At 63.4% G+C, this 13,093-nt stretch carries 15 protein-coding genes; 9 read left to right on the top strand and 6 right to left on the bottom strand.

Annotation, left to right across the window (positions count from 1 at the left end; genetic code table 11):
* Nucleotides 1-46 precede the first annotated feature (46 nt).
* The 4 genes from ABE528_RS07295 to ABE528_RS07310 are packed head-to-tail and all read left to right on the top strand — an operon-like array spanning nucleotide 47 to nucleotide 2,991.
* On the top strand, nucleotides 47-712 hold the full coding sequence (locus ABE528_RS07295; protein ID WP_152955483.1) for an amino acid ABC transporter permease: 666 nt from the start codon (nucleotides 47-49) through the stop codon (nucleotides 710-712).
* Complete coding sequence (locus ABE528_RS07300) at nucleotides 693-1,352, top strand: amino acid ABC transporter permease (RefSeq protein WP_346652554.1); 660 nt, start codon at nucleotides 693-695, stop codon at nucleotides 1,350-1,352. Before ABE528_RS07295 ends, ABE528_RS07300 begins: the two co-directional genes overlap by 20 nt.
* Nucleotides 1,349-2,122 (top strand): amino acid ABC transporter ATP-binding protein, encoded by a 774-nt coding sequence (locus ABE528_RS07305; RefSeq protein WP_152955485.1) that lies wholly within the window; start codon nucleotides 1,349-1,351, stop codon nucleotides 2,120-2,122. The genes ABE528_RS07300 and ABE528_RS07305 overlap by 4 nt, the downstream gene beginning before the upstream one ends.
* Entirely contained in the window at nucleotides 2,119-2,991 is an 873-nt protein-coding gene (locus ABE528_RS07310; RefSeq protein ID WP_197894474.1) for a transporter substrate-binding domain-containing protein, read from the top strand. The genes ABE528_RS07305 and ABE528_RS07310 overlap by 4 nt, the downstream gene beginning before the upstream one ends.
* A gap of 72 nt (nucleotides 2,992-3,063) precedes the next feature.
* On the opposite strand, the gene ABE528_RS07315 is transcribed toward ABE528_RS07310, so the two are convergent.
* Both ABE528_RS07315 and ABE528_RS07320 read right to left on the bottom strand, forming a co-directional pair.
* Nucleotides 3,064-3,882, bottom strand: a complete 819-nt coding sequence (locus ABE528_RS07315) for an alpha/beta hydrolase (protein ID WP_346652555.1) — start codon at nucleotides 3,880-3,882, stop codon at nucleotides 3,064-3,066.
* A 69-nt stretch (nucleotides 3,883-3,951) separates the two neighbouring features.
* A complete protein-coding gene (locus ABE528_RS07320; protein WP_346652556.1) occupies nucleotides 3,952-6,309 on the bottom strand; it encodes a penicillin acylase family protein in 2,358 nt (785 codons plus the stop codon).
* Nucleotides 6,310-6,395: 86 nt separating this feature from the next.
* On the opposite strand from ABE528_RS07320, the gene ABE528_RS07325 reads away from it, so the two are divergent.
* The gene (locus tag ABE528_RS07325) at nucleotides 6,396-6,962 is read left to right on the top strand and encodes a sugar O-acetyltransferase (protein ID WP_346652557.1); all 567 of its coding nucleotides are present in this window, start codon (nucleotides 6,396-6,398) and stop codon (nucleotides 6,960-6,962) included.
* Here ABE528_RS07325 and ABE528_RS07330 read toward each other — a convergent pair.
* Nucleotides 6,941-7,507 carry a DUF6436 domain-containing protein gene (locus ABE528_RS07330; protein WP_346652558.1) on the bottom strand — a complete coding sequence of 189 codons (567 nt, stop codon included), beginning with the start codon at nucleotides 7,505-7,507 and terminating at the stop codon, nucleotides 6,941-6,943. The genes ABE528_RS07325 and ABE528_RS07330 overlap by 22 nt on opposite strands.
* A gap of 135 nt (nucleotides 7,508-7,642) precedes the next feature.
* On the opposite strand from ABE528_RS07330, the gene ABE528_RS07335 reads away from it, so the two are divergent.
* The gene (locus tag ABE528_RS07335) at nucleotides 7,643-8,569 is read left to right on the top strand and encodes an alpha/beta hydrolase (RefSeq protein WP_152955491.1); all 927 of its coding nucleotides are present in this window, start codon (nucleotides 7,643-7,645) and stop codon (nucleotides 8,567-8,569) included.
* On the opposite strand, the gene ABE528_RS07340 is transcribed toward ABE528_RS07335, so the two are convergent.
* Nucleotides 8,570-9,322: a DUF2059 domain-containing protein gene (locus ABE528_RS07340; protein WP_152955492.1), complete on the bottom strand. Its 753-nt coding sequence runs from the start codon at nucleotides 9,320-9,322 to the stop codon at nucleotides 8,570-8,572.
* 113 nt (nucleotides 9,323-9,435) lie between these two features.
* Between ABE528_RS07340 and ABE528_RS07345 the strand changes: the two genes are divergently transcribed.
* Together ABE528_RS07345 and ABE528_RS07350 are read left to right on the top strand one after the other, a co-directional pair.
* Entirely contained in the window at nucleotides 9,436-10,068 is a 633-nt protein-coding gene (locus ABE528_RS07345) for a 2OG-Fe(II) oxygenase (protein WP_346652608.1), read from the top strand.
* Nucleotides 10,055-10,564 carry a DUF523 domain-containing protein gene (locus ABE528_RS07350; RefSeq protein ID WP_346652559.1) on the top strand — a complete coding sequence of 170 codons (510 nt, stop codon included), beginning with the start codon at nucleotides 10,055-10,057 and terminating at the stop codon, nucleotides 10,562-10,564. Before ABE528_RS07345 ends, ABE528_RS07350 begins: the two co-directional genes overlap by 14 nt.
* Here the strand turns inward: ABE528_RS07350 and ABE528_RS07355 are convergent.
* Nucleotides 10,503-11,024, bottom strand: coding sequence for a transporter substrate-binding domain-containing protein (locus tag ABE528_RS07355; RefSeq protein WP_152955494.1), 522 nt, complete (start codon nucleotides 11,022-11,024; stop codon nucleotides 10,503-10,505). The genes ABE528_RS07350 and ABE528_RS07355 overlap by 62 nt on opposite strands.
* 179 nt (nucleotides 11,025-11,203) lie before the next feature.
* On the opposite strand from ABE528_RS07355, the gene ABE528_RS07360 reads away from it, so the two are divergent.
* On the top strand, nucleotides 11,204-11,680 hold the full coding sequence (locus tag ABE528_RS07360; RefSeq protein ID WP_346652560.1) for a DUF4399 domain-containing protein: 477 nt from the start codon (nucleotides 11,204-11,206) through the stop codon (nucleotides 11,678-11,680).
* 47 nt (nucleotides 11,681-11,727) lie between these two features.
* Here the strand turns inward: ABE528_RS07360 and serA are convergent, their stop codons facing one another.
* Nucleotides 11,728-12,957: a phosphoglycerate dehydrogenase gene (serA, locus tag ABE528_RS07365; RefSeq protein WP_054885495.1), complete on the bottom strand. Its 1,230-nt coding sequence runs from the start codon at nucleotides 12,955-12,957 to the stop codon at nucleotides 11,728-11,730.
* Nucleotides 12,958-13,093 lie beyond the last annotated feature (136 nt).

Below are 13,093 nucleotides of genomic sequence, written 5' to 3' on the forward strand. Positions count from 1 at the left end.
ACTTTCCTATGTCGTACTCTGCAAACCGGGTGTCGAGGCTAACTCCATGACCTTCGACACCGCTTTCATTCTCGGCACATTGCCAGCATTCTTCAAGGCTGTCGGCGTGACCTTGCAGGTCGGGCTGATCGCCATCGCCACCTCGCTGCTGGTGGCGCTGCTCAACGCCGCGATCCTGGTACTGCGCACGCCTTACCTGCGGCACCTGGTCAAAGGCTATGTGGAACTCGCACGCAACACCCCGCTGCTGATCCAGCTGTTCTTCATCTACTTCGCCTTGCCCAGCCTGGGTGTGAAGATCTCCGGTTTTGCCGCGGCGATCATCACCATGACCTTCATGGGCGGTGCCTACCTCACCGAGGTGCTGCGTGCCGGTGTCGAGGCCGTGCCGCGTGCGCAGCTGGAGTCGGGCCGTTCCATCGGGCTTTCGGAAGGCCAGTTGCTGCGCCATGTGATCCTGCCCCAGGCCGGCATCCTCAGCCTGCCGGCACTGTTCGCCAACTTCATCTTCCTGCTCAAGGAAACCACCGTGGTCTCGGCCGTGGCGGTGCCGGAAATCCTCTACACCACCAAGAGCTACATCGCCCTGTACTACAAGACCTACGAGATGCTCGCGGTACTGACGCTGCTTTGCGTGCTGTTGTTCCTGCCGCTGTCGCTGCTGCTGCGCTACCTGGAAAGGAGGCTGCAACATGGCCAGTTCGGCAACTGAACTGCTGCTGACGTCATTGCCACTGCTGGCCAAGGGGGCGGCGCAGACGCTGGCCATCTCGGCACTGGGGATTGTCTTGGCAACGCTTGGCGGCGTGCTGTACGGCACCCTGGCGACGCTGGGCAACCGGCTGTTGAACATCGCCTTGCAGGTGTACCTGGAGCTGTTCCGGGCGATTCCGGTGCTGGTCTGGCTGTACCTGGTGTTCTTTGGCTTGCCGATCTTCTTCGCCCTGAGCATTCCCAGCTTCTGGTGCGCAGTACTGGTGCTGGGCCTGTGGGGAGCGAGCGAGGTCGGCGAGGTGGTGCGTGGGGCGTTGCAATCGCTGCCGCGTGGGCAACGTGAGGCGGGGCTGTCGATCGGGCTTTCTACTGGCCAGCTGTACGGCCATGTGCTGCTGCCCCAGGCCCTGAAACGCATGACTCCGCCGACCATCAACATCTACACGCGGATCATCAAGACCAGCTCGCTGGCGGTGCTGATCGGCGTGGTTGAAGTGATCAAGGCCGGCCAGCAGATCATCGAGCGCACCTACGAATCGCTGCTGATCTACGCCGTGCTGTTCCTGTTCTTCTTTATCGTCTGCTACCCGCTGTCCGCCGCCTCGCGCGTGCTGGAGCGCCGCTGGGCTCACTCATGACTGCACTGATCGAATTCCAGGGTTTCAACAAGTATTTCGGCGCACACCAGGTGCTGGATAACGTCGACCTCAAGGTCCGTACCGGCGAAGTGGTGGTGATCCTCGGCCCCAGCGGCTGCGGCAAGAGCACTTTGCTGCGTTGCCTCAATGGCCTGGAACAGGCACACAGCGGGCACCTGCGCCTGGAGGGCAAGGAACTGTTGAGCGTGGATACCGACTGGCGCCAAGTGCGCCAGCGGGTGGGCATGGTGTTCCAGAGCTATCACCTGTTCGGCCACATGAGCGTGATGGACAACCTGCTGCTCGGCCCGCTCAAGGTGCAGAAGCGTGAACGCGCCGAAGCCCAGGCCCAGGCCGAAGCGCTACTGGCGCGGGTCGGCCTGCTGGACAAGCGTGACGCCTACCCACGGCAATTGTCCGGTGGCCAGCAGCAGCGCATCGCCATCGTCCGTTCGCTGTGCATGAACCCGCAGGTGATGCTGTTCGATGAAGTCACCGCAGCGCTTGACCCGGAAATGGTCAAGGAGGTGCTGCAAGTGATTCAGGGCCTGGCCCGCGACGGCATGACCCTGCTCATCGTTACCCACGAAATGGCCTTCGCTCGCGCGGTGGCCGACCGAATCGTGTTCATGGAGGCCGGCAGGATCCTTGAACAGAGCGACCCCGAGAGCTTCTTCAGCCAACCGCGGACCGCACGCGCGCAGCAGTTCCTGGACAAATTCTCCTTTGTCGAAAGCCTGCCGAAGACAACGCAAAAGGAACTGTCATGAAAACTGCCCCGCTTACCAAACTGCTGGCGCCGTTGTTCGGCCTGGCCCTGCTGGCCGGCTGCAACAAAGCCGAGGAACCGCCCAAACCGGCCGCTGCCTCGCCGGCCACCAGCTACCTGGAAACCATCAAGGCCCGCGACAAGCTGATCGTCGGCGTGTTCACCGACAAGCCGCCGTTCGGCTTCGTCGACGCGAGCGGCCGTTACGTCGGCTTCGACACCGACATCGGCCGGCGCCTGGCCAAAGACCTGCTGGGCGACGAGAACAAGGTGGAGTTTGTCGCCGTCGAGCCGGCCAGCCGTATTCCGTTCCTGCAAAGTGACAAGGTCGACCTGATTCTCGCCAACATGACCGTGACCCCGGAGCGCAAGGAGGCGGTGGACTTCACCAACCCCAACCTGCGCGTGGCCGTGCAGGCTATCGTTGCCGATGGCAGCCCGGTGCAGAAGCTCGATGACCTGGCGGACAAGACCATCATCGTCACCACCGGTACCACAGCTGATATCTGGCTGACCAAAAACCATCCGGACTGGAAGCTGCTCAAGTTCGAGAAGAACAGTGAGTCGTTGCAAGCGCTGGCCAATGGCCGTGGCGATGCCTATGCCCAGGACAACCTGATCCTGTTCAGCTGGGCCAAGCAGAACCCGGGCTACCGTGTATTGCCGCAGTTGCTGGGTGAGGAGGCGCCGATTGCGCCAGCGGTGAAGAAGGGCAATACCGAACTGCGCGACTGGGTGAATGCCGAGCTGGCCAAGCTGGGGGAGGAGAAGTTCCTGCTGAAGCTGTATGACCAGTATGTGCGCAAGGAGCTGAGCGATGACACCAAGCCGGAGAGCGTGATCGTCGAAGGCGGCAAGTGGCAGGGTTGATCCGGCCATTGGGGCTGCTTTGCAGCCCATCGCTGGCTGCCGGCGATGGGCCGCAGAGCGGCCCCAGCAATATCAGGCCTTGCGCGGCAGCCAGTTCAACAAGAACTCATTCACCACTCGCGGGTTCTCCAGGCTGGAGATATGCCCCGCAAACGGAATCTGCGCCGCCAGGCAACCAATGATCCGCGCCATTTCGTTGGACTCTTCAGGCGGCCGCGGAATGTCCTGGTCACCACAGATCACAATGGTCTTGTCACCCTTCAGTTCACCCAGCCGCGCCAGCAAGTCGGGCCGCCCGAAGATTATCCGCCCCATCGGGTCGAGGCCGTTGCGAATTACCTCGGCACTGCTCGCCTTCAACGCCGCCCGGAAGCTGTCGCGCACTGTGGGCACGGTCTGCCCGCCGGCATGGAAGAAGATCGGCACGACGATGTCCAGCAGTGGCTCTGGGAACAAGCCCGCCGCACTCGCCGCATCCAGCAAACCGAAGTACTTCAGCCGGGTCGCCTCTGGCTCGGCGCCGAGGTAGGTATCCATCAGCACCAGGCGGTCGATCCGCTCGGGGTGTTCGATGGCCAGCTGCGCGCCCCACATGCCGCCGACCGACAAGCCGACCAGGTGGCACTGGTGGATGTCCAGCGCGTCCAGCAGTTCCAGGTGCTGGCGGGCCAGGGCGCTCATGTCGGTGGTGGTAGCGGGCGGCGCATCGGAGTCGCCGTGGCCCCAGAGCTCGGGGACGATGACGCGGAAGTGTTCAGACAGCGCCTCGATCTGCGGCTGCCACATCTGGGCCGACCACAGGTAGCTGTGGCCGAGCAGCACCGGGAAGCCCTGGCCCTGGTCGACATAGCTCATGCGTGCGCCGTCGATTTCGATGAAGTGTTTTTGCATGGAATAGGTCTCGGCAAGAGATGCTTCAGGGTATTCGAAATGGCGTGCCAGAGCAGTTGCACCTGGATGTCATGGCACCAGCCTGAGGGTGCTTTGTGCTGGGATCACGCCCATCTGCGCCCGCTGGTACTTCCCTTCGACATACCCCTCGGCCTGGTCTGCGTAGTGCTTGTCGAACAATACCCCGCTCTGCCCGACCGGGTTGACGCTCAGCGCCTGCCCGGCATCGGCGAAATCGATCAGCCGCCGGGTCGAAGGCCCGTAGGTCACCGGCCACGGCGCCGGGCCGATCTTCGCCGACAGGTTGTTCGGCACCTCGTGGGTGCCGGGGGCGGCAAACGGGCCGACATTGAACAGCAGGTTCAGCGGTTTTTTCGAGCCCAGCGGATGGTTGTGGGTCAGGGTATGGGCCTTGCCCCATTGCCAGCTGGCCGGGTCCTTGCCGAGGGTGTCACGCAGGTGGGCAAGGCTCTTCTGCCAGGCCATGCGCACGATGGCGCTGCGGTCAGTGCGCTGGTTGGTGCCGCGGGTGTTCCACCAGGGCGAATCGGCATCGGCAGCCAGGCGCGGCAGCGCGGCATCGATGGTGCGGGTACTGAGCAGCACCGGGAACCAGGTGTCGCCCAGTTCGTCATGCAACGCGGCATAGGCCAGGTCGTAGAGGAACTGGTTGAATAACGTCGCGCTGGTGGAATCCAGCGGATAGTCACCGCGCCAGGCGGCAAGCTGCTCGACCAGTTCCTTTTCCTCGTCACCCTGGGCGACCTGGCGCAGAGTCGCCAACAGGGGCGCCAAGGTACGCGGGCCGTAATCGCTGGCCGTATCGAGCTGCAGGCTCTGGCTGTTCTGCGTGTCCCATTTCACTTCCGGGTTGGCCAGCTGGCGATCGAGCTGGCGACCGCGGTCGGGTAGGTTGTAGTAACCGGGTATCGGCACCACGGCCGGTGGCTGGTAGTTGGCCGAGACGATGTAGCCGCTGGCCGGGTTCTCCTGTTGCGGGTTGACGCTGAACGGGTAGAAGCCGGGTTTGTCGGCCTGGCTGCTGGCGCCGTCGAGGATGAACGCCGGGTTCACACCGTCCGGGCGAATCGGCAGTTTCGCCGCCGCCCACCAGCCGATATCGCCACGGGCATTGGCCCAGACGAAGTTCAGCCCCGGCGCCTGCACCTTGGCAGCCGCCTCGCGCATCTTGACCAGGGTGTCGGCGCGGTTGAGCTGGTAGAAGCCTTCGAGGATCGGGTTCTCGGTTTCGAGGAACGCCCACCACATGGCAATCGGCGTGGCCCCTGCCGTAGCGCCGAGGACCTCGTTGACGATGGGCCCGTGGGGTGAGCGGCGCAGGTTGATGGTGACCGGTTGCTCGCCTTTGACTGCAATCTGCTGCTCGGTCTTTTCCAGCGTTTGCCACTGGCCGTTGATCATTACCTGGTCGGCGTTGGCGGGGTTGGCCTTTTCCGCGATCAGGTCGACGTCATCGTTCTGGAACATGGTCAGGCTCCAGCCGAAATCACGGTTGTGACCCAGCATCGCAAACGGGTTCAGCGCCTGGAAGTAGCCGTACAGGTTGAAGCCGGGCGCCGAAAGTTCGGCCTCGTACCAGACGGCGGGCACGGCAAAACTGATGTGCGGATCGCCGGCCAGCAAGGGTTTGCCGCTGCGGGTGCGGCTGCCGGAAACGGCCCAGGCATTGCTGCCTTCGAACTGCGGGATGCCGGCTTCGACCAGCGCCTCGTGGCTGGCGCGGGCCACGGCTTCGAGGCTTTGCCAGTCGACCGCTGCCAGTGGCGTGCCGAGGGCACCCTGTGGCCGCCAGTCGAGGTCGAAGATCTTCAGGTATTGCGGACCGAGTTGATCACGGATGTAGGTCAGGGCCGGTTCAGTGCGAAAAGCGGCGGCGAAGCTGTAGGCCAGATAGCCGGCGATGCTGAGGGTGTCCTCGGCAGTGAACGGCCGTGGCGTGATGCCGATCAGGTCGAACTCCATCGGTTTGGGGTGGCTGGCCTGCCAGGCGTTGACGCCATCGAGGTAGGCCTGCAAGGCCCGCCAGGAGGGTGACTGGTGGTCCTGGCGCTGGGCCATGAGTGCGGCCTGTTCACGGATGCGCAAGCTGCGGAACAGCGTATCGGTGGGCAGCAGCTTGTCGCCCAGCACTTCGGCCAGTTCGCCACGGGCCAGGCGGCGCATGATCTCCATCTGGAACAATCGGTCCTGGGCATGCACGTAGCCCAGGGCGCGGTACAAGTCCGCCTCGCTCTGCGCTTGCAGATGGGGCACGCCACGGGCGTCGTAGCGCACGCTGACCGGCGCCTGCAGCCCGGCCATGGCCACTTCGCCTTCGCGCTGTGGCAGCTTGCCTTGCACGTACCAGTAACCAGTGCCAGCGGCCACGGCAATGACCACGGCCAACAGGGTCAGGCTGCGCTTCATCGAGACTCCTTGTGCATTCGAGCGGAAACTGTGGTCCGATCATCGACGGATTCGCGAACAGAGCATAGCCCCCGGAAGGAGTTTCCATGTCCCTCAGCGAAAAACAGAAAATGCTCACAGGCCAGCTCTACCACGCTGGCTGCCCCGAGCTGCAAGCCGAACAGATCGCCAACAAGCATTGGATGCACCGCTACAACAACAGCGTCGAGCTGCTCAACGACGCGCGCAACGGCCTGCTGGCCGAGCACTTCGGCCATGTCGGCGAAGGCACAGTGATCCGCCCGCCGTTCTATTGCGACTACGGCTACAACATCAGCGTCGGGCGCAACACGTTCATGAACTTCAACTGCGTGATCCTCGATGTAGTGCCGGTGCGTATCGGCGACGACTGCCAGATAGGCCCCAATGTGCAGATCTACACGGCTGACCACCCGCTCGACCCCGAGGTCCGCCGCAGCGGGCTGGAAAGCGGGCGGCCGGTGACCATTGGCAACAATGTGTGGATCGGCGGGGCGGCGATCATCCTGCCGGGGGTGACCATTGGTGACAACGCCGTAATTGGTGCCGGCAGTGTGGTGACCCGTGATGTGCCAGCGGGGGCGACGGCAATGGGCAATCCGGCGCGGGTGCGTCAGCCGGCCCAGGGGCAATAGCAGCCCACGGCCAGCGTATTGGAGGCGGTGACTTTGCGGCCGGCCAGCAACGCCTTGATGATCGGCTCGATGAAGCTGTTGCTGGCGTTGCACACCGCGCCTTCGCTGTAGGGGCCGAAGTAGGCGAGGTTGCCTTGGCGGTCCCAGATGGCCACGGCGGGGGAGGCGGGCAGGTGTTCGCTGCCGGGCAGCTGGGCGATAGGCTGCAGGTTGACGAGGTTGGCAGGGAGCTGGCCGTGGCTGCCAGCCTTCTGCACGACATGGAAGGCCACGCCCTGGCCTGCGAATTGGGTAATCAGGTCGCCCAGGTGCTGTTGGTTGCCAACGTTGCACGGGCAGGCCGGGTCCCAGAAGTGCACCACGCGGATCGGGCCGGGGCCGGCGAGTTCGGCGGGCAGTTGCAGCTGGCTACCGTCGAACAGCGTGGTCTGGTTGTCGAACGGGCGCAGGTAGCTGGACTGGAAGGTGGAGTAGGCCTGCCAGAGCACAATGGCGCAGATTACAAGCACTGACACCATCAGTGCCCGTTTGATACGGTTCGACATGAGTTATCCACAGTGCCGGCGATGAGGCCGGTGCAGGCAGCGCATCTGCCTGATGAAAAGGTGCCCAAGCTTGCCACGATGCGGCCAACAGCTGAATATCCCAGATCAATACTCGCTCCGCCTTGGATGTACCCGATGCCCGCTGCCTTTCACCCCGATCCCCTGCGTGCCAGCCTTGCGCCGTTGGCCAAACGTCAGCCGTTGTCCACGCAGGCGCAGGACTATCAGCGCTTCTATGGCCTGAACCTGCCGGCGCAGAGCTGGCTGGGCGGTTTCCAGGCCGCGGGGTTCGAGCTGGTCGGGCAGGTCTGGCTACCGGAAAAGCCGGTCGCGACGCTGTTGCTGCTGCATGGCTACTACGACCACATGGGCCTCTATCGGCATGTGATCGAGTGGGCGCTAAAGCTCGGTTACGCGGTGATCAGCTGCGACCTGCCAGGCCACGGCCTGTCAAGTGGCGAGCGCGCCAACATCAGTGATTTCGCGGTTTACCAGCAGGTGCTGGGAGCCTTGTTCGAACAGGCGCGTGGCCTTGACCTGCCACGCCCCTGGCATCTCTGCGGGCAGAGCACCGGTGGCGCCATTGCCGTGGATCACCTGCTGAATGAAGGCGAGCGTAGCCCCATCGACGGCGAGGTGATCCTGCTGGCGCCGTTGGTGCGGCCACAGTCCTGGCGCTGGTCGAAACTCAGCTATCGGGTACTGCGCCACTTCGTCGACGGCATCGAGCGGCGCTTCAGCGAGAACACCAACGACCCGACTTTCCTGCCCTTCCTCGAAGCCGACCCGCTGCAACCGCGGCGGCTGCCCACGGCCTGGGTCGGCGCGTTGATCGCCTGGGTCAAGCGTATCGAGGCGGCGCCGCATTGTGCGCGACGGCCGTTGATCGTGCAGGGGGAAGCGGATGGTACGGTGGATTGGCCCCACAACCTCGAAGTGCTCAAGGCCAAGTTCAGCGAGCCGCAGATCCTGATGTTGCCCGAAGCTCGTCATCACCTGGCCAACGAGCTGCCGGACATTCGCCGACGCTACTTCGACTTCATCGAGCAGCGCCTGGGCTGATCACTTGAGGTCGGCGCTGTTCTGGCCCACCGCCAGGCCGGCACGCACAGCAGCCACGGCGGCCTGGTAATAGGCCTTGCCGTCCGGTGACTCGGCGAAGGTGGCGAACTCTTCCAGCTCGTCGTCGGACAGGTCGCGGTAGACGTACAGCAGGGTGTTGTTCAGGTCTTCACCGATCTGCCCCATAAGACGCTGGCGCTGGCCGTCGAGCAGGCCCTGTGCCTGGCTGGCGCCGAACAGGCCGGGAATCATCGAGCTCAGGCTGTCAGCGGCCACCCCGGCGATCGCCAGGCTGACTTCGGCGCCGGCTTCGCGGGCTGGCAGGGCCTGGGCCAGGTGGCCGATGACCAGCATGCGGTTGTCGCTGGCCTGCATCTTCGGCAGGCCCTTGGCATTCTTGGCCAACTGGTCCTTGCTGGTGGCCAGCAGTTCGGCGGCGACAATCTTGCGCCCCAGCGGCGACTGGAAGAAGGCCAGGGCCGGCGCCGGGTTGGGCAACGTACTGCGCAGTTTGGCCAAGGCACGCTTGTCCATCGCCTGGGCCTGGAAGCGCTGGTTGCTGTTGTTGACCAGCGCCTGGTAAACCGCAGGCGGCAGGCTGCTGCGGTAGCGCTGCTGGGCGGCGCTCACGGCATCGGAAAAATGGGCGCGCTGGTCGGGCCAGCCGGCGGCCTTGTACAGTTGATCGAGGCTGTCTGCCCAGACAGGCATGGTGCAGATCATCAGCAGAAGCAGGGAAAACAGACGGTGCATTCAGGACTCCTGTCGGCAGGTGGCTATTGTCCTAGGCCCGGCGCCGTTTTGTCGAGCAATCCGAACGCTTCTCAGCCAAGTGGCGCTGTGCGCCGACAGGGTGAATGGATATGATGCGCGCCATGCACATCTCCCCTGAAAACCCGATGTTTGCGGCCGTCGTCGACGATCTGGCCACCCATGGCTGGTCGCAGCAGGCGCTCTTTCTGCCTGCCGACCTGGTGCGCGCGCTGGCGGCCGAATGCCGGCGGCGTGATGCCGAAGGCGAACTCAACCCGGCCGGGGTCGGGCGCGGGGATGCCCAGGAGGTGCGCGAGAGCATTCGCGGTGACCAGATCCAGTGGATCGATCCCGGTCAGGCCGAAGCCTGCGACCAGTACCTGGCGGGCATGGACCAGTTGCGTCAGGCGATCAACCAGGGCCTGTTCCTCGGCCTGGAAGATTTCGAATGCCACTTCGCCCTGTACCCACCGGGGGCATTCTATCGCCGGCACCTGGACCGCTTCCGCGACGATGACCGGCGCATGGTGTCAGCGGTGCTTTATTTGAACGAAGACTGGCAGCCGGAAGACGGCGGGCAGCTGCGCATGTTCCTGGCGGATGATGTCGAGCACGATGTGCAGCCGGTGGCAGGCTGCCTGGCGATATTCCTTTCCGGTGAGGTGCCGCACGAGGTGCTGCCGGCCAGGCGCGAGCGCCTGTCGTTGACCGGCTGGTTCCGGCGCCGTGGCAATGACCCGTTCTGATCTGCCCAAGGTATTGGTGAGCGCCTGCCTGTTGGGGCAGCCGGTGCGCTATGACGGCCGGGCCAGCGGGCATCCCGACCTGTTGCAGCAGTGGCAGGCCGAAGGGCGTGTGCTGCCATTGTGCCCCGAAGTGGCGGGTGGTTTGCCAACACCTCGGCCACCGGCGGAGATCCCTGGTGGTCAGGGCGCGCAGGTGCTTGATGGTGGTGTGCAGGTGCTGACGGTGGCCGGCGAGGATGTCACTGCCGAGTTTCTGGCCGGGGCGCAGCAGGCGTTGGCGCTGGTGCGGCAGCATGGGATTCGGGTGGCGGTGCTGAAGGCGGGTAGCCCTTCGTGTGGCAACCACCTGACCTATGATGGCACCTTCAGCGGGGTGAAGGTGCCAGGCGCGGGGGTGACCACGGCGTTGCTGCGGCGTGAGGGCGTGCAGGTTTTCAGTGAGCTGGAGCTGGAACAAGCGCGGCAGGCGCTGGCTCGCCTGCCTGCATCGCCTTGAACCACTTCTTCTCCAGTTCCGCCGTGCGGCCGTTTTTCTCAAGGCGCTCAAGCGCGTTGTTCACCGCGCTCTCGAACGCCGGGTTGTCCTTCTGGAACGGGATCACCAGCTTTTTGTCGCCAAACACCTGGCTCACGTCGAACGGGCCATCCGCCTTGGGTGACTCGCTCGACGGAATCAGCGAGATGTCGTATTTGCCACTCTCCACACCCGGCAGCACTTCTGCAGCGGTCGCTTCGACGAACTCTGCGCGCAGGTCCAGTTCCCGGGCCAAGTCCTGGCCAAACTCGATTTCAAAGCCAGTCAGGCGGTCGCTTTCCTTGTCCTTGTATGCATACGGTGCGTGGTCGGCCTGCACGGCAATGCGCAATTCGCCCCGGTCGTTGATGTCGTCTATCAACTCGGCCTGAGCCAATGGCGTGATCAGTACTGCCAGCAGTACGCCTATGGTCGAACGCATGTAATGCCCCTTTTTGTTCAGCAGATGAAGAACTTTCGCCGCGACTTTCTTCCCCGTCGCGGTCGAGCGCAGCCTATGACCTTGAAGCCTTGGCGAGGTTTAACCCTAACTGAAATATTTCTCTTTGTGGGCTATCGTGAACTTCCCAGCGGTCAATAAGTGAATCACAGGAGAAGTGAATGAACAGCCTATTTTCGCGTGCTGCCGTTGCCGGTCTGCTGATGGGCGCTTCGGTGTTCGCCAGCGCCGCCGATGCCCTGAAGAGCCAGGAGCCGCCCGCGGGTGCCAAGGTTTCCATCCTTTCCCCCAAAGATGGCGAGCAGGTCGCCGGGACGTTCACCGTCAAGTTCGGCATCGAGGGCATGGAGCTCAAGCCTGCCGGAGACCAGACCCCGCATACCGGCCACCACCACCTGCTGGTGGATGTGGACAAGGAACCTGTGGCCGACATGCCGCTGCCGGCCAGCCTGATGCCGGCAGCCGGTACCGCGTTGCCGGCCGGCCCGCAAGTGCTGCACTTCGGCAAGGCGCAGACCGAAACGACCATCACCCTGACGCCGGGCAAGCACACCCTGCAACTGGTGCTGGGTGACCAGTATCACGTACCGTTCAAGCCGAGTGTCGAATCGAAGAAGATCACGGTTGAAGTGAAATAAAAAAAGGGAGGCCACCAGGGCCTCCCTTTTTCATACCGCCAGTGGCCTTAGAACAGCACGCGCGAACGGATGGTGCCTTTGACCTGTTGCAGCTTCTCTTGCGCCAGGTCGGAGTACTCAGCGTCAACGTCGATGACCACGTAACCGACTTTCTCGTTGGTCTGCAGGAACTGACCGGAGATGTTGATGCCGTTCTCGGCGAAGACTTTGTTGATCTCGCTGAGCACGCCCGGGATGTTTTCGTGGATGTGCAGCAGGCGGTGCTTGCCTGGGTGCGCTGGCAGGGCAACTTCGGGGAAGTTGACCGAGGACACCGAAGTACCGTTGTCGCTGTACTTGACCAGCTTCTCGGCCACTTCCAGGCCGATGTTGGCCTGGGCTTCGGCGGTGGAGCCACCGATGTGCGGGGTCAGGATCACGTTGTCCAGGCCACGCAGCGGGCTTTCGAATTCTTCGTCGTTGGAGCGCGGCTCCACCGGGAACACGTCGATGGCGGCGCCGATCAGGTGCTTGTCCTTGATCGCGGCGGCCAGGTGGTCCAGTTCGACCACGGTGCCACGGGCGGCGTTGATCAGGATCGAGCCCTTCTTCATTGCACGGATTTCCTTCTCGCCGATCATCCACTGGGTGGACGGCAGCTCAGGTACGTGCAGCGAAACGATGTCGGCCAGGCCCAGCAGTTCGTTGAGGCTGGTGACCTGTACGGCGTTGCCCAGCGGCAGCTTGGTCAGCGGGTCGTAGAAGTACACCTGCATGCCCAGGTTTTCTGCCAGGACCGACAGTTGGGTACCGATCGAGCCGTAGCCGACGATGCCCAGCTTCTTGCCGCGGATCTCGAACGAGTTGGCCGCGCTCTTGATCCAGCCGCCACGGTGGCAGGAAGCGTTCTTCTCAGGGATGCCGCGCAGCAGCAGGATGGCCTCGGCCAGCACCAGCTCGGCCACCGAACGGGTGTTGGAGTACGGTGCGTTGAAGACGGCGATACCACGCTCGCGGGCCGCAGCCAGGTCGACCTGGTTGGTGCCGATGCAGAAGCAGCCGACGGCGACCAGTTTCTTGGCGCAGTCGAAGATTTCTTCGGTCAGTTGGGTGCGCGAGCGGATGCCGATGAAGTGGGCATCGGCGATCTTTTCCTTCAGCTCGGCATCCGGCAGGGAACCCGTGAGGTATTCGATGTTGGTGTATCCGGCAGCCTTGAGGGTATCGACTGCGTTCTGGTGCACACCTTCAAGAAGAAGGAACCGGATCTTGCTCTTGTCGAGAGAAGTCTTGCTCATCTGCGTAAACCTGTATCCCGGAGAAAAAATGGCGAGGACTGATGCCAGGCGCTACGGCAGCCTTAGCATGAACAGCGGGAGGGCTATGCTAGCATACGCGACACAATCTGAGCTTATCCCGACAGGTGAAGAGTGC

The organism is Pseudomonas sp. TWI628 (assembly GCF_039673865.1).
In the GTDB taxonomy this organism is placed as follows: Bacteria; Pseudomonadota; Gammaproteobacteria; order Pseudomonadales; family Pseudomonadaceae; genus Aquipseudomonas.